This window comes from Niveibacterium sp., assembly GCF_041909475.1.
In the GTDB taxonomy this organism is placed as follows: Bacteria; Pseudomonadota; Gammaproteobacteria; order Burkholderiales; family Rhodocyclaceae; genus Niveibacterium.
Window position 1 is genome coordinate 68,416 of sequence record NZ_JAYRDJ010000001.1, and the last position, 19,166, is coordinate 87,581.

The following is a 19,166-nucleotide window of genomic DNA, read 5'->3' on the forward strand; positions in this document are numbered from 1 at the left end:
CCACATAAAAAGCCCGGTGTTGGAACCGACGCCGGGCGCTCAGGCGGCTGAGCCGTCGGAGGGGGCGTGTTCGCCGAGCGTGGGCTGGAACACCACGTCGAAGCGTTCGCAGGCGACCAGCATGTCGGGCGAGAACGGGCGGCCGGCGCGTGCGCATTCACGTTCGAAGTAGGCGCGGTGGGCGTCTTGCCAGTAGCGCAGCGAGCCGTCGCCTTCGCCCTCGGCCGCGGCGAAATCGGCAGTGACTTCATCGAAGCGCACGATATCAATCGTGCGCGTTTCGATGATGCACAAGGGGGTGCCGGCCGCGTTCGTAACGATGCTCAGATCCCCGGCGCGGGGGATACGGCTACCCGCCGCCTCGTAGGCCCACACGGCGCCGGTGGTTGCGCGCTTGGTGCCGCGCAGCACCAGTTCGGCCAGCTCGTCGATCAGCGCGGCGCTGTCGCCGAAGGTGCATTCCTCGTAGAACTGCGCATCGCTGACACCGCTGCGGTTGTGTTTGAACGCCTCCCAGAAGGGGCGCAGGCGGTCGGGGATCGTCATGGTGTATTCCTGTCGTTACGGGCACTCGGCGTTCAGGCAGACCTGGGTGTGCCGTGGCTCAGGGCGTGGCCGGCGCCGCTGCGGCGCGAGTCAGCATCGGCAGCCGATCGCGCAACCGCAGGCCGGGGCGTTCCACCGCGTAGTGCAGTGCGGCACCCGCCGTGAGGGCCGCCGCGCCATACACCACGAAGGCAATCAGCCCGCGACCTTCAAGCTGCTCGCCCCATTGTGTCTGTACGACATGGTAGATCGCCTTGTGGACGAGGTAGAGGCTGTACGAGATCGCGGCGAGCCAGCCTGCGCCCGGCACGCGCCAGCGGCCGATGAGGCTGTCGCGCCCCGCTCCTGCGAACACCAGCAGCCCGAGTCCCGCTGATAGCACCGGCCAGCCGATGCTGTTGCCGAGTAGGCCGATGCGGTCGTGGAAGAGCCAGAACGACAGCGCGACGAGGCCGATGCCGCCCAGCGTCGCAGCGTTGGCATGGCGCCGTGCGTGCGCCCAGTGCTGCGGCCGGAAGCACTTCCACACCGCCAGCGCGACGCCGCAGAGCAGCCCGTCGAGCCGGTTCCAGGTAGGGTAGTAGAGGTCTTCGACGAACCAGTTGCGCTGGAAGTTCGGGTCGGTTGCGGTGTTGTGCAGCCAGATGCCGCCACGCAGCGCGATACCACCCAGCACCAGCGCCGCACACAACGCAGCGAATTTCCATGCTGCGGGGCGGCGCATCAGCAGCACCGCGAGTACCGGAAACAGCCAGTAGAAGTGCTCCTCTACGCACAGCGACCAGGCGTGCGAGAAGGCGGCGTTCGCGGCGTAGTCGATGCTCAGGTTGGTGACGAAGGCGAGGAACTTCCACGCCGGCTCCATGCCCGGCGCTTCGCGAAAGCCCGGCCACGCGAGGTAGAGCGCGAGCACCGCGCAGTAGGCGGGCAGGATGCGGAAGGCGCGTCGCAGGTAGAAGTCCGCCAACGAGAGCCGCTCACCGTGCGCAAGCGGCTGCAGCACCTGGGTGCCGATCAGGAAGCCGCTCAGCACGAAGAACAGATCCACGCCCATCCAGCCGTAGCGCGATAGCCATTCCCAATCCGGCCCGAGGCCACCGAGCAGGAACGAGTGGAACAGCATCACCCAGACGATGGCGATGCTGCGCAGCAGGTCGAGGCCGGGCAGGCGGTCGGCGCTTTGGTGCATGGCCGCGTCAGAGGGTCTTGAACGACATGTAGCGCACCGAGAACGGCAGGTGCGCGAAGTGCTTCTGCTCGCCGGCGACGAATCCCTGCCTGGCGTACCAGCGCTGCAACTCGGCGTGCTCGCCGATCACGCCGATGCTGACCGTGGTGATGGCATCGGTGCGTGCGAGTGAGAGCACATGCCGAACCAGTTGCTCGCCGAGGCCTTGCCGGCGATGCGCGGGCAGCACCGACAGGCGGTTGAGGTAAGCCACGGCCGGATTCGGCACCTCGTAGGCCACGCAGGCCATGGGCTTGCCGTTGCGCTCGGCGATGAAGTAGCGCTCACCGCGCGCGAAGTCGGCACGGACCCAGGCCGCAATGCAGAACGAGGGGTGTTTCGGGCAGTTGTCGGCGTTCAGGCCGAAGCGGGTGGCGACGTCCTTGTTCGCTTCGCTGATCAGCATCGCGAGGGTGGCGTCGTCTTCGGGCTGGGCTTCCCTGATCTGCATGGTGGCTTTCAAATGTTTCAACGGGGCGTGAGCTCGGCTCGCGCATGGGTGCGGGCGAACTGCGGGCCGCTTGTCAGACCACCCAGCCGTCGTTCCAGCGATAGACGTTTTGCCCGGTGCCGAGCGTGTAGCTGTCCGATTGCTTGTCGGTGATGCTCTGCGGGAAGTCGCACGCGAGGCAGAAGGCGGGCCTCATGTAGCGGTAGGCGCTATGCGTGTTGCAGGCCTCCCAGACGGCGTATTGCGCCAGCCCTTCGACGCGGATGCCGAGCACATCGCGCGCCGCGGTGATGCAGAAATCCCAGTAGCAGTCGGCAGCGCCGGGCTGCGCGCTGGTCCACCAGTCGCACACCGTTTCAAGCGCGGCGTTCGTGTCCTGGTCGTTCTTGAAGATCGCGTTGGCCAGTGTGCGCACCCAGGCATCGACATGGCTGCGCATCAGGTCCGTCAACACCGAGTTGCCGAAGTCGTCCTTCATCGCGTCCTTGATGGCGTTCGCCATGTCGCGCAGCGGGTCGTAGTCGAAGGTCTGGCTGATGGCGGTGTAGGTCGGGCGATCGAGTGCATCGGCGATCAACGGGTCGACGCGCGCGTAGGTCGCGCCGAGCGTGCGGTCGCAGGCGTTGCTGCGCGGGTCGGTTGCCGCGTCGGGCGCGGCATTCGCCAACACTTGGCCGAGGGTGCTGATCACTGCGCTGAGCAAGGGGCGGTACTGCGCGTCGCAGGCGATCGTGTCGGCTGCGGGCAGCGGCAACACGCTGGCGGCGCCACCGGGCAGATCTTCCAGAATGAAGCGCGCCAGAGTACCTGCGACCGCCATGACACCCGGGCTGGATGCGATCACCACCACCGGTTCGCGCAAACCGGCGAGCGCATACAACTGTTTGACGAGGGTTTGGATCTCCGCAGCCTCGATCGGCCGAGTGCGTGCTGCGCGATCTGCCCACAGGCGGTGGTGTTGCGCGAGTTGCTCGCGCTCGGCTTCGGTCAGTCCGCCGGTGGCGCTGGTTTGGGTTCGGATCTTTTCCATGGTGTCGGGGCGGCGTACTTGGTTACGGGGAAGTGAGGCACCGATTCTATGCGTGGCGGCGCTGCCTGCTTGTTACACCGGGCCGAAACTATTGCGCCCGTTTGCGTGGCTTGGCGGATTGGTTCAGCGCAACGGCCGCAGCGATCAGCGCCTTGAAGGCTTTGGCGTCGATTTGCTCGCCTTCGGCGATGTCGATCGCGCGCCGCACGTTGCCATCGAGGCTGGCGTTGAATAGGCCGGCCGGGTCGGGCAGTGCGGCGCCCTTGGCGAAGGTGAGCTTCATTTTTGCCTTGTAGGTTTCGCCGGTGCATAGGATGCCGTCGTGCTCCCATACCGGTGTGCCCATCCACTTCATGGCTTCGACAACCTCCGGGTCCGCCACCTTGATCAGTGCGCGAAGCGCGGCGAGCGTTTCACCGCGCCAGTCGCCGAGTTCGGCGATCTTCCGGTCGATTTGCTCGGCGGCCGATGGGCCGTCGCCAGTGTCGGTGTGTGTCATGGGCGGTCCTCCTGGATCGATCTGATCAGCATAGTCGCGTGCCACGCTCAGGCAATGCTGAACACATCATTCTGCATGGCAGACCGCCTCGATGTTGTAACCGTCGGGATCGAATACAAAGGCGGCGTAGTAGCCGGGGTGGTAGTGCGGGCGGGGCCCGGGTGCGCCGTTGTCGCGGCCGCCAGCCTCAAGCGCGGCTTTGTAAAAGGCGATCACCTGCGCAGCGTCGCGGGCACGGAAGGCAACGTGGCTGCGCGGCACGAAGGGCTCGCCGGCGGCGATCCAGAAATCGCCACCGGGGTCATCGCCCTGGGCCGGGTCGCCATCACCGAAACCGACTGCGCCCGGCAGTTCAAGCCGAACGGAATAGCCGAGGGTGGCGAGCACCTTTGCATAGAAACGTTTGCTGCGGTCGAGATCGGTGACGTTGATGCCGGTGTGGTCGATCATGGCGGGCGCTCGCTTGACAGGGGTGGTGGGCGAAACCGCTGCGGCGTTTGCGCGCCGCGCTGGCGGTGATGCGGATGCTAACCCCGCGAGAGGGCGACGGCCCCTTGCGTGTTGCGGGTGCCCGTTCTGTCCATGAACGCGAACGAAACGTCCACTTGACGTCGGGGCCGGTTTTCTAGAATATATATCGCACGCGATCTAATCGCATTAGATAACAAACAGAGAATCCCATGAAAGCCCTTTACGAAGCCCATGCCTCAGCAACCGGCGGCCGCAATGGTCGTGTGACCACCGACGACGGCGTGATTGACCTGCAACTTGCGATGCCCAAGAGCCTCGGCGGCGCCGGTGGTGCTGCTGCCAACCCCGAGCAACTGTTCGCCTGCGGTTACGCCGCCTGTTTCGACAGTGCGCTGAACTTCGTCGCCATGGGCCAGAAGATCAAGCTGACCGGCACGCGCGTCGACGCCACCGTGGGCATCGGCCAGAACGGCGCGGGCGGCTTTGCGCTGGCAGTGAAGCTCGAAGTGACGATTCCGGATGTATCGCGCGACGTGGCCCAGGCACTGCTGGAAAAGGCGCACGAGGTGTGCCCGTACTCGAACGCGACGCGCGGCAACATCAACGTCGAACTCGTGCTGCGTTAAGGTTTGCGGGAGCCCGACATGAGCGAATTCCACACGCTGAACGCCCGTTCGCTTCGGGGGGAGGAAATCCCCCTGTCGCGGTACGAAGGCAAGGTGGTGCTGGTGGTGAACACCGCCAGCCAGTGCGGCCTGACCCCGCAGTACGAGGGGCTCGAAGCCCTGCACCGCAAGTATGCGAAAGACGGCCTGGTGGTGCTGGGCTTCCCGTGCAACCAGTTCGGTAACCAGGAGCCGGGTGATGCCAGTACCATCGAAGGCAGTTGCCTGATCAACTACGGCGTGAGCTTCCCGATCTTCGAGAAGATTGACGTGAAGGGCCCGAACGCGCACCCGGTGTTCAAGTGGCTGACCGCGAAGCTGCCGGGTTTGTTGGGCAGCAAGGTGAAGTGGAACTTCACGAAGTTCCTCGTCGGGCGCGACGGCCAGCCGCTGCACCGCTTTGCACCCACCACGCAACCGGCGAAAATCGAGGGCGAGATCCGCAAAGCCCTTGGAGTTTGAAATGACTGATGTGTCGCAGCCGCAGGCCCCGAATACCGACGACTACCTGCGGCTCGACCGTCAACTCTGCTTTCCGCTCTACGCCGCATCGCGGCTCGTGACGCGGCTCTACCAGCCCTTGCTCGAACCGCTCGGGCTGACTTACCCGCAGTACATCGTGCTGATGATCCTGTGGGAAGACGCTCCCTGCACCGTATCGCACATCGTCGAGCGCGCGATGCTCAACACCAACACGCTGACGCCCTTACTCAAGCGGCTCGAACAACTCGGCTATGTGCGCCGCACCCGCAGCACAGCGGACGAGCGCGTCGTGCAGATCAGCCTTACCGACGCTGGCGCCGAACTCAAGGGCCGGTGCGGTTGCGTGCCGACTGCGATGTTCGAGTCGCTGAATCTGCCGATCGAAAAGGGCGTTGCACTCAAGGGGTTGCTCGACGAGCTGATCGGTCGGCTCAGCAGCGTGCCGGGCAGCGGCGACGCGAGCGCCGATTGAAAGACGGCGCGTCGACGCACTAGCAGGTTGTTGCGGCGTTCAGCACCCGCAGGCAGCTTCTCGCCCTGCGAGTTGGGCGGCTTTGCGCAGCAGTTTTCCATCCTCTGCGCCGGATGACAGATACAGCCGCTCGTCGAAGCCGCAGTTGTCGTCGGGGATGCTGAGCAGCAGATCCAGCATCCCGTCGCCGTCCAGATCGCCCACCCAGTGGATGATCGGCGTGGTGTCGCCGCCGTAGTGGCTTTCTGCCTCGATACTGAAGAGGAACTGCTTGGTTGCGCCATCGCTCACGTGGTAGCGCTTGTAACCCTCGGGCGTCTTGACCCACGAAATCGTGAGCGGCCGCGTACCCCATGGCATCACCCATTTGCCCAGTTTGCTCAGCCGCGGCCCCGGCGACGACTCGGCGCCATCCCGGCTGGCCCAGTACCAGGACACCACTTTCCCCGCGTTCAGCGCCATGTCTGGAAACATGGCCAGCGGCGTGCCGTCTGTCGCGAGCACATCCAGCGTTTCGTCTTCCTCAAGCACGTTGCGCGCGGTCGCGCTCGTGATGCGAAGCGTTGCGGGTTTGAGCGTGCAGCCGGACTTGTCGCAGTAGAGCCCTTGCCACTTTGCCGCGTGCGGGAAGGTGCCTTGCCCGTACTGACGACTCGTGTCGATGACAAGGCGCGGCAGGCTATTGTCTGGCGCCTGCGGCAGTGCCGGGGCGGACGCCAGAATCAGCGCGATACCAAGAAGCGGCAAGCTCATGCGGTGCATTGTTGGTCCTGCTTGATTGGGTTCCGGGCCGGGTTTGGCCGCGTTTGCGGCTGCAGGGCCGCGCGCCATGGGTGACACGGCGTGGCGTCAGCCCGGTTGGCCATGCGTAGATGTCGTCATCGCTCGTACGCGACGCGCTTGAACATCTCAAGCGCCGCATTCTTGTCCATCACGCCGCGCGGCACAACGAATGTCGTCGCGGACACGGCGGCGGTTTTCGTTGGCGACACCCCCAGCGTCACCGCAACGCCATCCTCAGAAATACTCAGTTCTGAGATGTTGCGCACATTCACGAGCAGCGTCTGGCGCATCAGCGGCGTTGACGACACCAACACTTCGACGAATCCGGGCCAGTTGCTCGGTTTGATGTCGTCCTTGGTGGTGGCCCGGATCGTTCGTATCGTCGCGCTGCCGGTGGCGGCTTCCGATACCTGCGCGTCGGCCCAGGCCGGCGACGACAGAAGCAGTACAACGCAAAGAAGGGTTTTCATCGCGCTATGGACTTCCCAAAAGGAGCTTGCATTCGCACCACCATGCCTCGCGTTGTGCGCATCGCTGCGTGGTGGGCGAGAGCCGGGTGGTGGACAACGATAAATGGGCTTAGGTGTTTGAAGGCCCTGTGGCCTTGAACGCCTCGTGGAACTCAACCTCGCCGCGCGGCGTTTCGCCGTTGAACGACAGCACAAAGAAGACGTCCGGCGGCACGCCGGCGACCGAGAGCCCGGACGGGTTGCTGAAATCGAAGCGCGGGTAGTAAGCCGGGTGGCCCACCAGGCAGCACCCACTGGCACCGATTGCCCGCAACCGTACCAGCCCCTCCGTAATCAGCGCGGTGCCGATACCCCGCCGCTGCAAACCCGGTGCCACCGATACCGGGCCGAGTCCGTACCAACCCACGCTGCCGTCAGAAATGCGCACCGGTGAGAAGGCGATGTGGCCGACGATGCGCCCGTCGAGATCCGCAACTAGCGACACGGTCAGCGCGCCTGAAGCGCGCAGCGCATCCACGATGTAGTGCTCGGTGTGGCTGCTGATTTCCAGCGGGGCGAACGCGGCGGCGGTGATGGCGGCGATCTCGGCAGCATCGGCGCTTTGTTCGTCGCGAATCAGGATGTTGAGGGGCATGGCGCGTCTGTTCAGATATGTCAGGTGGAGCGATGTCGGCGACGTCGGATGCCGCTGCGCAAGGGGCGCAATGTTGCGCGGATCGGGTCGACTTGAAGGCTGTACCGATATCGCGCCATGAGCTTCGCCACTATTCCGAGAAGGGCGTCGTGCACCATTGTTGCTCGCAGGGCACACCATCGTGATCACCGTCCATCTCCACACCAGGGCAGTGACTGAGGAAATACTTCGCTTCAGCGCATGAGGTCATCTGCGAGCAATGCGTGCGGCTGTCGCATGAGAAGCGCGACGACGGCGCTACCGCCGACGGTTCGGCGACGGTTTGCAGCGGCGCTGCCTGACTTCTCGCCCGGTACTGGTAGTAGCCCCCGATCACAACGGCGATGACCAAGATCGCACCGATCAAACCACTTCGGGACGATCGAGCTGCGGGGGGCCGCGCTGGCCGCGCAGCACTTCGTTGCGCAGCGCGCTCCAGATACACAATGTTCAGGGCCTTCTTCTTGCCTGCCGGGTCCGCCGCAACCTCAAACGAAACACGCTCCCCGATCATCGGGCGCGCTCCGCCTTTCTGGAAAGCGGAGATGTGCGCGAATAACTCACCATCGCCGATATCCGGGGTCACAAAACCAAAGCCCCGGTCATCGTTCCATTTCGTAAGGGTACCGACGAATCTCATGGTTATGAGTGGCCTTTTGGCTTGGTGCAGTGAGTTGAGTGCAGCGAATCCTGTCGCATAGCGCGCTTCACTGGCACTGCATTAATGATCTGCGGTTTGCCGCCGGGTGCTCATTTTGAATTTGGGGTAAATAGGTCATGGCGAATCGACTTGCGAGCACTGGACTGCATTGCATCGAAATTGGGGAACCGCGGTTGTCGACGCGTGGTGTCGCGGAACTGGGTGCGCCGATTGCTCGAAAGCCTATGCTTCCCTTCTGCTGGCCTCGTCGCGTGTTGCATTTCTTCCCCGTCATATCATGCAAGTTTGCTTCAATGTTACTGAGTCGTATGGAAATCAGGACCTGGCCCGTCGTGCCGTGAAGCAACCAGCCCGCGCGCATAAAGACGCGCTCTGCCAGTAGATGGCATTCCACTCCAGGGGGTTTATTGACATGTCGCGGTTGTAGAACACCGCGGCTCCATTTGATAAACGCCATCCGTGCAGGCGTACGCCAGAATGAGGAAATATCTGCGATGCGGAGGGCTCTCCGAGCGACGTATCGAGGTAGTCTCGAGCGGCTTGATGCCGCCACCAAGGTACGTTGATCGAGACTTGTTGGAGTCGGCCGGAGGCGAAGAAGAAAGAGATGAAAAGCGCGGGCACTCCGTTAAAGGACTTGGTGTCGAGCACGCAGACTACATCGCCCAAACCAGGCTCGGAAATGCCCTCACAGTTCGGCGGGATGTCGGGAAACCTCTCGCGAAGGGTTGCTTCGCTCCACTCTTCTGTGAGATCAGACAGCTCGAATGCAACGCTCCGTCTCGGTTCGGTGAAATATAGCTGGTGTTCGCGTATTGCCGCGCGCTGCGTTATCAGTACGCAGAACAGCAATACACCAACGAATACCGCGAGTAGCAGGCGGGGCTTTTGCCGTTCCTGCGAAGGCTGAATTCTCGTCGACCGTTGCATTTATGCTCCCGAGACAGGAATTGGAAAGTGTGGTGAAGGCATCTTGGCGGTGGTCCCAAACCTCAACGTTTGACATGCTCAATCGTCAGGTAGTGTTGCCGCGGGAGATCCTGCGCGGAGAGCGCTGGATCGGAATTTTCAGCCCGAAGAAGGCCAGGCGAGTATCGGCAAATGAGTAGCGTAGCCAAGCTTTGCCCTTCAGATTGTCGCTCTCGCCTCCTAGACAGTCGCATTATCCTGCAATGCCTTGCCGTCGGCCTGCGTCGTTGCTCACACCTACATGACACCAAGCAAAAAAAAACCCGGACGAATCCGGGGTCGCCGTAGCGCCTGGCGGGGTGGGGCCGGGCGGGAGGAAAGGGGACGCGGGCGGTGGTTCGCGGGGGTGCCAACGTCCCGAGGGTTACGGGGTGCTTTCAGGCGGTGGCGAGTTGCCGTTTGCCGCCGTGCTCGAGGCCGCGTTGCAGCAGGCAGAAGGCGCATAGCAGCACGCCGACGGCGATGCGGGTCCACCAGGAACTGAGCGTGCCGTCAAAGGTGATCAGCGACTGGATCACGCCGAGAATCAGCACGCCGACCAGCGAGCCGGCGACATAGCCGACGCCACCGGTGAGCAGGGTGCCGCCGATCACCACGGCGGCGATCGCATCGAGCTCCATGCCCTGCGCATGCAGGCCGTAGCCGGAGAGCATGTAGAAGGTGACGACCACGCCGGCGAGCGCGGAGCAGGTGCCGCTGAAGGTGTAGACGAGGATCTTGGTGCGGCCGACCGGCAAGCCCATCAGCACCGCGGAGCGCTCGTTGCCGCCGATCGCGTACACCGTGCGGCCGAAGCGGGTGTAGTGGGCGAGGAACACGCCGAGCGCGACCACCGCGAGCGCAATGACCACGTTGATCGAGATGAAGTTCTCGCCCCACAGCATGATCTTGTGGTGCGCGATGGCCATGTAGGCGGGGTCGGTGATCTCGATCGAATCGATGCTGATGACGTAGCACAGCCCGCGTGCGAGGAACATGCCGCCGAGCGTGACGATGAAGGGCTGCAACTGGAAGAAGTGGATCAGGCAGCCCATCAGCGCGCCGAAGCCCGCGCCGATCGCGAGGCACAGCGGCACCACGACATACACCGGCCAGTGGTGATGCTCGACGAGGCTCGCCGACACCATGGTGACCAGCGCGATGATCGAACCCACCGACAGATCGATGCCGCCGGTGAGGATCACCAGGCTCATGCCGATCGCGACCACGACGAGGAAGGCATTGTCGATCAGCAGGTTCAGGAACACCTGGCTGGAGAGGAAGCCGGTGTAAGCCACCGCGCCGTAGCCAAAGGTCAGCACGAAGAGCAGGCTAGTGACCGCCAGCGGCAGCAGGGCGGGGTTGAAGAGACGGTTGCGGCTCATCAGCGGGGCTCCCGACGCAGGTGTTGCAGCAAGGTGGCGCGGAAGCTGTCGGACTGCATCAGGCAGACCGTGAGCACCACCACCGATTTGACGACCATGTTGATTTCCGGCGGCACGCCGAGCGAGTAGATCGCGTAGGTCAGGCTCTGGATGATCAGCGCGCCGATCAGGCTGCCTGCAAGCGAGAAGCGCCCGCCCGCGAGCGAGGTGCCGCCGAGCGTGACGGCGAGGATCGCATCCAGTTCCATCAGCAGGCCGGCGTTGTTGCCGTCCGCGCTCTTCACGTTCGACGCGACGATCAGCCCGGCGATGGCGGCGCACAGGCCGCAGAACGCGTACACCATGATCAGGATGCGGCGGGCGTTGAGGCCGGCAAAGCGTGCCGCCACCGGGTTGATGCCCACCGCTTCGATGAACAGGCCTAGCGCGGTGCGATGCACCAGCAGCAACATCAGCAGCGCCACCGCGGCCACGATGTAGAGCGCGACCGGCAGGCCGAACAGGAAGCCGTTGCCGATGATGAAGAAGGGCTCGTAGTACACCGTGATGATCTGGCCTTCGGTGATCAATTGCGCGACACCGCGGCCGGCCACCATCAGGATCAGCGTGGCGACGATAGGCTGCATGCCGGCGCCGGCGACCAGCGCGCCGTTCCACAGCCCGCACAGCAAGCCGGCGCCGAGTGCGATCAGCAGCGCCAGCACCATCGGGGTCTGCGACACGTACACCGGCGTTCCGTTCTGGATGATCAGCGTGCCCCCGATCAGGCTTGCGGCCACTGCGCCGCAGATCGCAACCACCGCGCCGACCGAAATGTCGATACCGCGGGTGGCGATCACCGGCGTCATGCCGATCGCGACCAGCATCAGCGGCGCTGCGCGGTTGAGGATGTCGATCAGCGCGCCGTACAGATGGCCGTTCTTCACCGTGATGCTGAAGAAGTTAGGGTTGAAGGCGCCGTTGATGATCAGCAGCAGCGCCAGCGTGGCGCAGGGCCAGAACAGCCGGCGGCGGGTCAGCCCCTGCAGCGGGGCCGGCAGTGCGAAGCGGGCGGGTTGAGGCATGGTCTCGGCTTTCATTGTTCGGCTCCGGCGATCAGGCGGAACACATCGCGCTCTTGCGCGCCGGCCCCGTCGATTTCACCGACCTTGCGGCGGTCGCGCAGCACCGCGATGCGGTCGCTCACACGCAGCACTTCGGCCATTTCGGACGAGATGAACAGGATCGCGAGGCCTTTGCGGCACTGCGCTTTCACCATGTCCATGATCTCCAGCTTGGCGGCCACGTCAATGCCGCGTGTCGGCTCGTCGAGGATCAGCATCTTCGGTTCGGTGGCGAGCCAGCGCGCGAGCAGCGCCTTCTGCTGGTTGCCGCCGGAAAGCTGGCCGATCGGCTTCTCGGCGTCTGGCGTGCGCACACCGAGCTGCGCGATCAGGCGGTCGGCGATCTCGCGCTGCTTGCGCTTGGGGATGTAACGGAAGATGCCGCGCCGCGCCTGCAGCGCGAGCACGATGTTCTCGCGGATCGACAGTTCGGCGACGATGCCCTCGGTCTTGCGGTCTTCCGGGCAGAAACCGATGCCGGCGCGGATCGCGTCGGCCGGGCTGCGGAACTGGCGCTTGGCGCCGCCGCAATCCACGCTGCCGGCGTCTGCACGGTCGATGCCGAACAGCAGGCGCGCGGTTTCGGTGCGGCCGGAGCCAAGCAGGCCACCGAGCCCCAGCACGCGGCCAGCGCGGAATTCGAGATCGAGCGGTTGCACTGCGCCACGCTTGCCGAGCCCTTGCGCGCTGAACAGCGGGGCGCCGGTGTCCTGCGCGGCGTTCTCAGCTTTGTTGTCTTCAGCCGGGCGCGCGAAGGCGCTTTCTTCAATCGCGCGGCCGACCATCTTTTCGATCAGCGCCATGCGCGGCAGTTCGGCTGCGAGGTATTCGCCAACGAATTCGCCGTTGCGCAGCACGGTGATGCGGTCGGAGATCGCGTAGGTTTGATCGAGGAAGTGCGTGACGAAGAGGATCGCGATGCCGCGCGCCTTGAGTCCGCGCAGCGTATCGAACAGCCGCGCGACTTCGTCTTCGTCGAGGCTGGATGTCGGTTCGTCGAGCACCAGGATGCGCGCGTCGGTCGACAGCGCACGGGCAATCGCGACCATCTGCTGGATCGCGACCGGGTAGTGGCCAAGCGGCAGCGACACGTCGACGTCGACGTTCAGCGCCTTCAGGGCGGCCACAGCGTCCTGCTGCATGTGCTTCCAGTCCACCATGCCGTGGCGCATCGGGAAGCGGCCGATGTAGATGTTCTCCGCCACCGACAGGTTGGGGCAGAGGTTGATTTCCTGATACACGGTGCTGATGCCCAACTGCTGCGCGTGCCCTACGCACTCGGGATGCACGACCTCGTTGCCGAGGCGGATCTCGCCGGCGTCCGGCGCTTCTACGCCGGTCAGCACCTTGATGAGCGTGGATTTGCCTGCACCGTTCTGCCCCATGAGGGCATGCACTTCGCCGGGGAAAAGGCGCAGCGCGGCTTTCGAGAGCGCGTGAACGCCCGGAAAGCGTTTGTCGATGCCCTGCATTTCGAGCACCGGCTGTGAAGCGTTGACGACCATGACCGTCCCTTGCTGGAAAGGATTCCGTCGCGGGGCCCCGGCGGGCCACTACCGCGAGGATGCCCCGCGGCGGAACCGGTTGCGCGTCAGCCTTCGCACCAGGCGAGCCCGGTGCGATCAGGCGGGGCTCAGTACTTGCGGTTCGGGAATTCCTTGGCCGCGACTTCCATAGGGAACACGCCTTCCTTGGTCACGATGCGCTTGGGCAATTGCTTGCCGGCAACCACGGCCTTTGCGGCTTCCATCAGCTGCGGGCCGAGTTGCGGGTTACATTCAACCGTGACGTTGAGCTTGCCGGCAATCATCGCTTCGAACGCGCCCTTCACTGCGTCGATCGAGATGATGATGATGTCCTTACCCGGCTTGAGGCCAGCTTCTTCGATGGCCTGGATCGCGCCGATCGCCATGTCGTCGTTATGTGCGTAGAGCACGTTGATCTTCTTGCCCTCGGCCTTGAGGAAGGCTTCCATCACTTCCTTGCCCTTGGCGCGGGTGAAGTCGCCGGTTTGCGAGCGGATGATCTTGAAGCGCGGTTGGGCCTTGATCACTTCTTCGAAGCCGTTCTTGCGGTCGATCGCCGGGGCGGAGCCAACGGTGCCTTGCAGCTCGACGATGTTCACATCGCCCTGGCCCTTGTAGTTGTCGAGCAGCCATTTACCTGCGCGGCGACCTTCTTCAACAAAGTCCGAGCCAATGAAGGTGACGTACAGCGAATCGTCCTTCACGCTGACGGCGCGGTCGGTGAGGATCACCGGGATCTTCGCGGCCTTGGCTTCCTGCAGCACGGTTTCCCAGCCGCTTTCCACCACCGGCGAGAAGGCGATCACGTCGACCTTCTGCGCGATGTAGGAGCGGATCGCCTTGATCTGGTTCTCCTGTTTCTGCTGTGCATCGGAGAACTTGAGGGTGATGCCGGCATCCTTCGCCGACTGCTTGATCGACTGCGTGTTGGCGGTGCGCCACTCGCTTTCGGCCCCCACCTGTGCAAAACCAAGCGTGATCTTCTTGTCCGCTGCCTGTACGCCGGCAGTTGCTGCGAGCAGCAAGCCACCCGCCAGCGTGAGGACACAACGTCTGCTGATGCTCATCTTCTTGTCTCCTTTGGTGTTTGGGGCCTTTTTGGCGGGGCTCCGACCGCATGTGCCTGTGTTTCCTGCTCCGGTGTTGCGGCGCTCTTTGGCGCCTTGTGTATTTTTGAAATGCGCAGCCGCTGGACGCGGCGTTCAACCAGTCAATCTACGGGTGACTTAGTGCTTTAAAGCATAGGCCTGCTCGTTCCACCGGATTTCGTTGCGGAATGCGTCGATACGCGTTTCGCGCCCGATCTGCAGGAACTCGATGTCGAGCATGTCGGCGAAGATGCGCAGCGTGTCGGCATCCAGCGCCTGCGTGAATACCGCGTGGTGCGCGCCGCCAGCGTGGATCCAGGCTTCAGCCGACACAGCGAGGCTCGGCAGCGCCTTCCACACCGCACGCGCGGTGGGCAGCTTGGGCAGATCGTGCGGCGGGTCGATCACGTCGAGCTCGCTGACGATCAGGCGGAAGCGGTTGCCCATGTCGATCAGGCTTGCATTCACCGCGGGGCCGGCCTTGGCATTGAAGATGAGCCGCGCGGGGTCATCCTTCTTGCCGATCGACAGCGGCAGCACGTCGAGCTTGGGCTTCACGTCGCCGGCGATGGTCGGGCAGACCTCCAGCATGTGCGAGCCGACGACGAGGTCGCCCGACATCGCAAAGTCGTAGGTGTAGTCCTCCATGAACGAGGCGCCGCCGGGCAGGCCTTCGCTCATGAACTTGAGCGTGTGAAGCAGCGCCGAGGTCTTCCAGTCGCCTTCGGCGCCGAAGCCGTAACCCTGCTGCATCAGGCGCTGTACCGCGAGGCCCGGCAGTTGCACGAGGCCGTGCAGGTTTTCGAAGGTGGTGGTGAAGGCGCCGAACTTGCCGCGTTCGAGGAAATTCTTGATGCCCAGTTCGATGCGCGCCGCTTCGAGCAGGTTGACGCGCTTCTCGCCGCCTGCACGTACGCTGTCGGCCAACGTGTAGCTCGCTTCGTATTCGTCGACCAGCGCCTTCAGCGCGCTGTCTTCCACGGCCTCGATGTCTTTCACGAGGTCGCCCATGCCATAGCCATCCACCGCGTAGCCGAACTTTATCTGCGCCTCAACCTTGTCGCCTTCGGTCACTGCCACGTCGCGCATGTTGTCGCCAAAGCGCGCCACCTTGAGTTGGCGCATGTCGTGCACCGCGGCGGCGACGCGGATCCAGCGGCCCAGCCTGGCCTGTGCGGCCGGGTCTTGCCAGTGGCCGACCACCACTTCATAGCTCTTGCGCATGCGTGCGCCGATGAAACCGAACTCGCGGCCGCCGTGCGCGGTCTGGTTCAGGTTCATGAAGTTCATGTCCATCGTTGCCCAGGGCACCGATGCGTTGTACTGCGTGTGGAACTGCATCCACGGCTTGTTGAGCGCCTGCAGGCCGGCGATCCACATCTTGGCCGGCGAGAAGGTGTGCATCCAGGTGATCAGGCCGACACAGTTCGGCGCGTTGTTCGCTTCACGGCAGACTGCGAGGATTTCTTCCGCGCTCTTCACGGTGGGCTTGAGCACCAGCTTCAGCGGCAGGCCGGCTTCGGCGTTGAGGCCGGCGACGAGTTTGGTGGCGTTGTCCGAAACCTGTTGCAGCGTCTTCGGGCCGTACAGGAACTGGCTGCCGACGACGAACCAGACTTCGAGTTGCTTGTAGCGTTCCACGGTATGTCCTTCCTTGGATGGATGCGTGCGTCAGCCGCGGCCCTGGCCGTAGTAGGCCTTGGCGCCGTGCTTGCGCAGGTAGTGTTTGTCGAGCAGGTAGTCGGCGATCGGCCCCTGCCGTGGATTCAGTGAGAGCGTCAGCAGCGCCATGCGCGCGACCTCTTCGAGTACGACGGCGTTATGCACCGCGTCGTCCGCCGACTTGCCCCAGGCGAAGGGCGCGTGTTCGGAAACGAGAATGCCGGGCATCGCCAGCGGGCTGCGTTCGCCCAGTGTTTCGATGATCACGTTGCCGGTGTTCAGCTCGTATTCGCCTTCCACCTCGGCGTTGCTGAGCGGCCGGGTGCAGGGAATTTCGCCGTGGAAGTAATCGGCGTGCGTGGTGCCGAATGCAGGAATCGGTTTGTGCGCTTGCGCCCACGCAGTGGCATGTGTGGAGTGCGTATGCACGATGCCGCCGATTTCCGGGTAACGGCGGTACAAGGCCAGATGCGTCGGCGTGTCCGACGACGGGCGCAGCTCGCCTTCGACCTTCTCACCGGCCAGCGTCAGCACCACGATGTCGCGGGCGGTCATGTGCTCATAGGCAACGCCGGAGGGCTTGATCGCAACGAGGCCGCGCTCACGATCGACGCCGCTGACATTGCCCCAGGTGAAGGTGACAAGGCCGTGGCGCGGCAGCGCAAGGTTGGCTTCGAGTACCGCTTCGCGGAGGGCGAGCGTCGACATCAGTGGGTCTCCGCCGCGAACAAGGGCTCACCGGCCTTCGCCCATTCGAGGTAGCGCTGGTACAGCGCTTCGAACTTGCCGGCGCGAGCCGCATCGGGCGTGAAGGTGCGTTCGATGCGGCTGGCCATCTTTTCCTGCGCCGCTTCCACCGTACTGTAGGTGCCGGCGGCGACGGCAGCGAAGATCGCGGCGCCGAGCGCACAGCATTGATCAGACGCGACCACGTCGATCGGCCGCTGCATCACATCGGCGCAGACCTGCATCACCGTCGGCGCCTTGCGCGCGATGCCGCCCATCGCCAGCACGCTGTTCACGGCGACCTGCTGGTCGATGAAGCATTCCATGATCGCGCGGGCGCCGAAGGCCGTTGAGGCGACGAGGCCGCCGAACAGCGCCGGCGCGTCGGTGCCGAGGTTGATGTCGGTGATCACGCCTTTCAGGCGTTGATTCGCGAAAGGCGTGCGGCGGCCGTTGAACCAGTCCAGCACCACCGGCAGGTGATCCAGATCCTGCGAGGCGGCCCAGGCTTCGGCGAGCGCCGGGATCAGTTGTGCCTGCGCCTCGGCCAGCGGGCCTGCGAGCGAAGGGTTCTGTTTGGCGGCGAATTCGAGCGGCCAGCCGAGCAGGCGTGCGTACCAGGCGTAGATGTCGCCAAAGGCGGACTGCCCGGCTTCGAGCCCGATCTTGCCCGGCAGCACGCTGCCATCGACTTGGCCGCAGATGCCGGCGATCGCGCGCTCGCCGATCGTGGCGGCGTCGGCCATCAGGATGTCGCAGGTAGAGGTGCCGATCACCTTGACCAGCGTATGCGGGCCGGCACCGCCGCCGACCGCGCCCATGTGGCAATCAAAGGCGCCGCCGGAGATGATCACCGTATCGGGCAGGTTGAGCTTTTCGGCCCATTCCGCGGTGATGCGGCCGACCGGGCGCTCCGCCGTCCAGGTGTCGGCAAACATCGGGTACTGCAGGGTTTCGAAGAGCTTCGGATCGAGCGTTTCGATGAAGCCACGTTCGGGCAGGCCGCCCCATTCCGGGTGCCAGAGGCTTTTGTGGCCGGCCGCGCAGCGGCCACGGCGGAGATCCTGCGGACGGGTGGTGCCGGAGAGCAGGGCGGGCACCCAGTCGGCGAGTTCGACCCAGCTCACCGCCGCGCGGCGCACGCGCTCGTCCGCCGCGGTGACATGAAGGATCTTGGCCCAGAACCATTCAGAGGAATACACGCCGCCGATGTAGCGGGTGTAGTCGCGGAACTCGCCGCTGCGCGCCAGCGTATTGATGGCCTCTGCCTCGGCGATCGCGGTGTGGTCCTTCCACAGCACGAACATCGCATTCGGGTTGTCGGCGAAGTCCGGATGCAGCGCCAGCACATGGCCGGCGGCGTCCACCGGGGCGGGCGTCGAGCCGGTGGAATCCACGCCGATACCGACCACCGCGGCACGTTGCTCGGCGCTGAGCCGGGCGACGACTTCACGCACTGCTTCTTGCATCGACTCCATGTAATCAAGCGGGTGATGGCGGAACTGGTTGCGCACCGGGTCGCAGAACTCGCCGCGCTTCCAGCGTGGATACCAGGCGACATGGGTCGCGAGCTCAGCGCCGTCACCACAGCGCACCGCCAGCGCACGCACCGAGTCACTGCCGAAATCGAGGCCAATCGCTATTGCGCTTGTAGGGCTTGCTTGCACGAATCGAATCTCCAGACAGCGGCATCGCGTTGATGCCATCGATGGAGCGAACCTTAGGAGTTCGATTCACGGGGGTGTCAGGAGGGGGCGGCTGGCTTCATGCACTTTTCAGCTATGACCCCCGATGTTGCGGCGCAGTAAATGGATCGACTGACTGAGTTCTGCCGTAGTTATGGAGAAAACGGCTGAGTCGGCTTGTTTGGGCTTGTAGAGCCTTTTATGGGCCGATCATCGGGACTTATGATCCGATCCACATTCCGGAGCGGCGCTTTCTGCTTGCTCTGGAAAGTGCAGAAATCCAGTGCTGATAAGGTTTTGATGGTGTTCTGTGTTGCGCTGCCCGGGCTTCCGGGCGATTGCGAGCACCCTCGAAAACGGTCGTGCTGCGGGTAAGTCGATGGCCGTAGGCGGCTTTTTTGAGCGCAAAGGCTGTCGTCGAAAGTGCCTGTTTATGGATTTTTGTGTGGGATGCGGGGTGCGCCGATATGGACGAAAGGCGGACTCCGGATGTGGAGAGAGTCACTGCCGGGGGCGGCGGTGATGCAGGAGGCGGCATGCCGACCCGGCGGCCGGACAAGGGAGGTGGGCGCGAATGCGAGAGCGGGCGCGTCACTTTGGACAGAAACAAG

The 19,166-nt window shown here is 64.1% G+C and carries 21 protein-coding genes; 3 read left to right on the plus strand and 18 right to left on the minus strand.

All coding sequences use genetic code 11. From position 1 onward, the window contains the following. Nucleotides 1-39: 39 nt before the first annotated feature. From ACE3P0_RS00305 to ACE3P0_RS00330, 6 genes are all read right to left on the minus strand, one after another. Entirely contained in the window at nucleotides 40-546 is a 507-nt protein-coding gene (locus ACE3P0_RS00305) for an ASCH domain-containing protein (RefSeq protein WP_374398706.1), read from the minus strand. Between the two features lie 58 nt (nucleotides 547-604). Next, on the minus strand, nucleotides 605-1,735 hold the full coding sequence (locus ACE3P0_RS00310) for an acyltransferase family protein (protein WP_374398708.1): 1,131 nt from the start codon (nucleotides 1,733-1,735) through the stop codon (nucleotides 605-607). Between the two features lie 7 nt (nucleotides 1,736-1,742). After that, a complete protein-coding gene (locus ACE3P0_RS00315) occupies nucleotides 1,743-2,225 on the minus strand; it encodes a GNAT family N-acetyltransferase (RefSeq protein ID WP_374398710.1) in 483 nt (160 codons plus the stop codon). A gap of 73 nt (nucleotides 2,226-2,298) precedes the next feature. Further along, nucleotides 2,299-3,255 (minus strand): hypothetical protein, encoded by a 957-nt coding sequence (locus ACE3P0_RS00320; protein ID WP_374398712.1) that lies wholly within the window; start codon nucleotides 3,253-3,255, stop codon nucleotides 2,299-2,301. A gap of 88 nt (nucleotides 3,256-3,343) precedes the next feature. Continuing rightward, nucleotides 3,344-3,754, minus strand: a complete 411-nt coding sequence (locus tag ACE3P0_RS00325) for a DUF1801 domain-containing protein (RefSeq protein WP_374398713.1) — start codon at nucleotides 3,752-3,754, stop codon at nucleotides 3,344-3,346. Between the two features lie 66 nt (nucleotides 3,755-3,820). Further along, complete coding sequence (locus ACE3P0_RS00330) at nucleotides 3,821-4,204, minus strand: VOC family protein (RefSeq protein ID WP_374398715.1); 384 nt, start codon at nucleotides 4,202-4,204, stop codon at nucleotides 3,821-3,823. Nucleotides 4,205-4,434: 230 nt separating this feature from the next. Here ACE3P0_RS00330 and ACE3P0_RS00335 point away from each other — a divergent pair, with 230 nt between their 5' ends. From ACE3P0_RS00335 to ACE3P0_RS00345, 3 genes are read left to right on the plus strand one after another with little or no spacing between them, the layout of a single operon-like run. Further along, the gene (locus ACE3P0_RS00335; RefSeq protein WP_172203118.1) at nucleotides 4,435-4,851 is read left to right on the plus strand and encodes an organic hydroperoxide resistance protein; all 417 of its coding nucleotides are present in this window, start codon (nucleotides 4,435-4,437) and stop codon (nucleotides 4,849-4,851) included. Between the two features lie 18 nt (nucleotides 4,852-4,869). Further along, the gene (locus ACE3P0_RS00340; RefSeq protein ID WP_374398717.1) at nucleotides 4,870-5,352 is read left to right on the plus strand and encodes a glutathione peroxidase; all 483 of its coding nucleotides are present in this window, start codon (nucleotides 4,870-4,872) and stop codon (nucleotides 5,350-5,352) included. A 1-nt stretch (nucleotide 5,353) separates the two neighbouring features. Beyond that, nucleotides 5,354-5,845 carry a MarR family winged helix-turn-helix transcriptional regulator gene (locus ACE3P0_RS00345; protein WP_374398719.1) on the plus strand — a complete coding sequence of 164 codons (492 nt, stop codon included), beginning with the start codon at nucleotides 5,354-5,356 and terminating at the stop codon, nucleotides 5,843-5,845. A gap of 39 nt (nucleotides 5,846-5,884) precedes the next feature. Here the strand turns inward: ACE3P0_RS00345 and ACE3P0_RS00350 are convergent, their stop codons facing one another. The 12 genes from ACE3P0_RS00350 to ACE3P0_RS00405 all read right to left on the minus strand — a co-directional run bounded on the left by ACE3P0_RS00350 (nucleotide 5,885) and on the right by ACE3P0_RS00405 (nucleotide 18,537). Next, nucleotides 5,885-6,598 (minus strand): hypothetical protein, encoded by a 714-nt coding sequence (locus ACE3P0_RS00350; protein WP_374398721.1) that lies wholly within the window; start codon nucleotides 6,596-6,598, stop codon nucleotides 5,885-5,887. Nucleotides 6,599-6,723: 125 nt separating this feature from the next. After that, a complete protein-coding gene (locus ACE3P0_RS00355; RefSeq protein ID WP_374398723.1) occupies nucleotides 6,724-7,098 on the minus strand; it encodes a hypothetical protein in 375 nt (124 codons plus the stop codon). A gap of 109 nt (nucleotides 7,099-7,207) precedes the next feature. After that, entirely contained in the window at nucleotides 7,208-7,732 is a 525-nt protein-coding gene (locus ACE3P0_RS00360; RefSeq protein ID WP_374398725.1) for a GNAT family N-acetyltransferase, read from the minus strand. Between the two features lie 130 nt (nucleotides 7,733-7,862). Then, on the minus strand, nucleotides 7,863-8,411 hold the full coding sequence (locus ACE3P0_RS00365; protein WP_374398727.1) for a cold shock domain-containing protein: 549 nt from the start codon (nucleotides 8,409-8,411) through the stop codon (nucleotides 7,863-7,865). 336 nt (nucleotides 8,412-8,747) lie between these two features. Further along, entirely contained in the window at nucleotides 8,748-9,362 is a 615-nt protein-coding gene (locus ACE3P0_RS00370) for a hypothetical protein (RefSeq protein ID WP_374398729.1), read from the minus strand. A gap of 416 nt (nucleotides 9,363-9,778) precedes the next feature. Then, a complete protein-coding gene (gene yjfF, locus ACE3P0_RS00375) occupies nucleotides 9,779-10,765 on the minus strand; it encodes a galactofuranose ABC transporter, permease protein YjfF (protein WP_206255937.1) in 987 nt (328 codons plus the stop codon). Then, nucleotides 10,765-11,844 (minus strand): ABC transporter permease, encoded by a 1,080-nt coding sequence (locus tag ACE3P0_RS00380; protein WP_374398731.1) that lies wholly within the window; start codon nucleotides 11,842-11,844, stop codon nucleotides 10,765-10,767. The genes yjfF and ACE3P0_RS00380 overlap by 1 nt, the downstream gene beginning before the upstream one ends. Then, nucleotides 11,841-13,373 (minus strand): sugar ABC transporter ATP-binding protein, encoded by a 1,533-nt coding sequence (locus ACE3P0_RS00385; RefSeq protein WP_374398733.1) that lies wholly within the window; start codon nucleotides 13,371-13,373, stop codon nucleotides 11,841-11,843. Before ACE3P0_RS00385 ends, ACE3P0_RS00380 begins: the two co-directional genes overlap by 4 nt. 128 nt (nucleotides 13,374-13,501) lie before the next feature. Next, nucleotides 13,502-14,461: an ABC transporter substrate-binding protein gene (locus ACE3P0_RS00390; protein ID WP_374398734.1), complete on the minus strand. Its 960-nt coding sequence runs from the start codon at nucleotides 14,459-14,461 to the stop codon at nucleotides 13,502-13,504. A 159-nt stretch (nucleotides 14,462-14,620) separates the two neighbouring features. Beyond that, nucleotides 14,621-16,123, minus strand: coding sequence for an L-arabinose isomerase (gene araA / locus ACE3P0_RS00395; RefSeq protein WP_374398736.1), 1,503 nt, complete (start codon nucleotides 16,121-16,123; stop codon nucleotides 14,621-14,623). A gap of 30 nt (nucleotides 16,124-16,153) precedes the next feature. Further along, nucleotides 16,154-16,852, minus strand: a complete 699-nt coding sequence (locus ACE3P0_RS00400) for an L-ribulose-5-phosphate 4-epimerase (RefSeq protein ID WP_374398738.1) — start codon at nucleotides 16,850-16,852, stop codon at nucleotides 16,154-16,156. Then, complete coding sequence (locus ACE3P0_RS00405) at nucleotides 16,852-18,537, minus strand: ribulokinase (RefSeq protein WP_374398740.1); 1,686 nt, start codon at nucleotides 18,535-18,537, stop codon at nucleotides 16,852-16,854. Before ACE3P0_RS00405 ends, ACE3P0_RS00400 begins: the two co-directional genes overlap by 1 nt. Nucleotides 18,538-19,166 lie beyond the last annotated feature (629 nt).

What these genes read in the sequence shown, in the direction of transcription:
- ACE3P0_RS00310 (WP_374398708.1), bottom strand. Translation starts at nt 1,735, where the DNA reads ATGCACCAAAGCGCCGACCGCCTGCCCGGCCTCGACCTGCTGCGCAGC.
- ACE3P0_RS00325 (WP_374398713.1), bottom strand. Translation starts at nt 3,754, where the DNA reads ATGACACACACCGACACTGGCGACGGCCCATCGGCCGCCGAGCAAATC.
- ACE3P0_RS00320 (WP_374398712.1), bottom strand. Translation starts at nt 3,255, where the DNA reads ATGGAAAAGATCCGAACCCAAACCAGCGCCACCGGCGGACTGACCGAA.
- ACE3P0_RS00335 (WP_172203118.1), top strand. Translation starts at nt 4,435, where the DNA reads ATGAAAGCCCTTTACGAAGCCCATGCCTCAGCAACCGGCGGCCGCAAT.
- ACE3P0_RS00315 (WP_374398710.1), bottom strand. Translation starts at nt 2,225, where the DNA reads ATGCAGATCAGGGAAGCCCAGCCCGAAGACGACGCCACCCTCGCGATG.
- ACE3P0_RS00355 (WP_374398723.1), bottom strand. Translation starts at nt 7,098, where the DNA reads ATGAAAACCCTTCTTTGCGTTGTACTGCTTCTGTCGTCGCCGGCCTGG.
- ACE3P0_RS00350 (WP_374398721.1), bottom strand. Translation starts at nt 6,598, where the DNA reads ATGAGCTTGCCGCTTCTTGGTATCGCGCTGATTCTGGCGTCCGCCCCG.
- ACE3P0_RS00365 (WP_374398727.1), bottom strand. Translation starts at nt 8,411, where the DNA reads ATGAGATTCGTCGGTACCCTTACGAAATGGAACGATGACCGGGGCTTT.
- ACE3P0_RS00390 (WP_374398734.1), bottom strand. Translation starts at nt 14,461, where the DNA reads ATGAGCATCAGCAGACGTTGTGTCCTCACGCTGGCGGGTGGCTTGCTG.
- ACE3P0_RS00360 (WP_374398725.1), bottom strand. Translation starts at nt 7,732, where the DNA reads ATGCCCCTCAACATCCTGATTCGCGACGAACAAAGCGCCGATGCTGCC.
- ACE3P0_RS00345 (WP_374398719.1), top strand. Translation starts at nt 5,354, where the DNA reads ATGACTGATGTGTCGCAGCCGCAGGCCCCGAATACCGACGACTACCTG.
- ACE3P0_RS00385 (WP_374398733.1), bottom strand. Translation starts at nt 13,373, where the DNA reads ATGGTCGTCAACGCTTCACAGCCGGTGCTCGAAATGCAGGGCATCGAC.
- ACE3P0_RS00330 (WP_374398715.1), bottom strand. Translation starts at nt 4,204, where the DNA reads ATGATCGACCACACCGGCATCAACGTCACCGATCTCGACCGCAGCAAA.
- yjfF (WP_206255937.1), bottom strand. Translation starts at nt 10,765, where the DNA reads ATGAGCCGCAACCGTCTCTTCAACCCCGCCCTGCTGCCGCTGGCGGTC.
- ACE3P0_RS00305 (WP_374398706.1), bottom strand. Translation starts at nt 546, where the DNA reads ATGACGATCCCCGACCGCCTGCGCCCCTTCTGGGAGGCGTTCAAACAC.
- ACE3P0_RS00400 (WP_374398738.1), bottom strand. Translation starts at nt 16,852, where the DNA reads ATGTCGACGCTCGCCCTCCGCGAAGCGGTACTCGAAGCCAACCTTGCG.
- ACE3P0_RS00380 (WP_374398731.1), bottom strand. Translation starts at nt 11,844, where the DNA reads ATGAAAGCCGAGACCATGCCTCAACCCGCCCGCTTCGCACTGCCGGCC.
- ACE3P0_RS00340 (WP_374398717.1), top strand. Translation starts at nt 4,870, where the DNA reads ATGAGCGAATTCCACACGCTGAACGCCCGTTCGCTTCGGGGGGAGGAA.
- ACE3P0_RS00370 (WP_374398729.1), bottom strand. Translation starts at nt 9,362, where the DNA reads ATGCAACGGTCGACGAGAATTCAGCCTTCGCAGGAACGGCAAAAGCCC.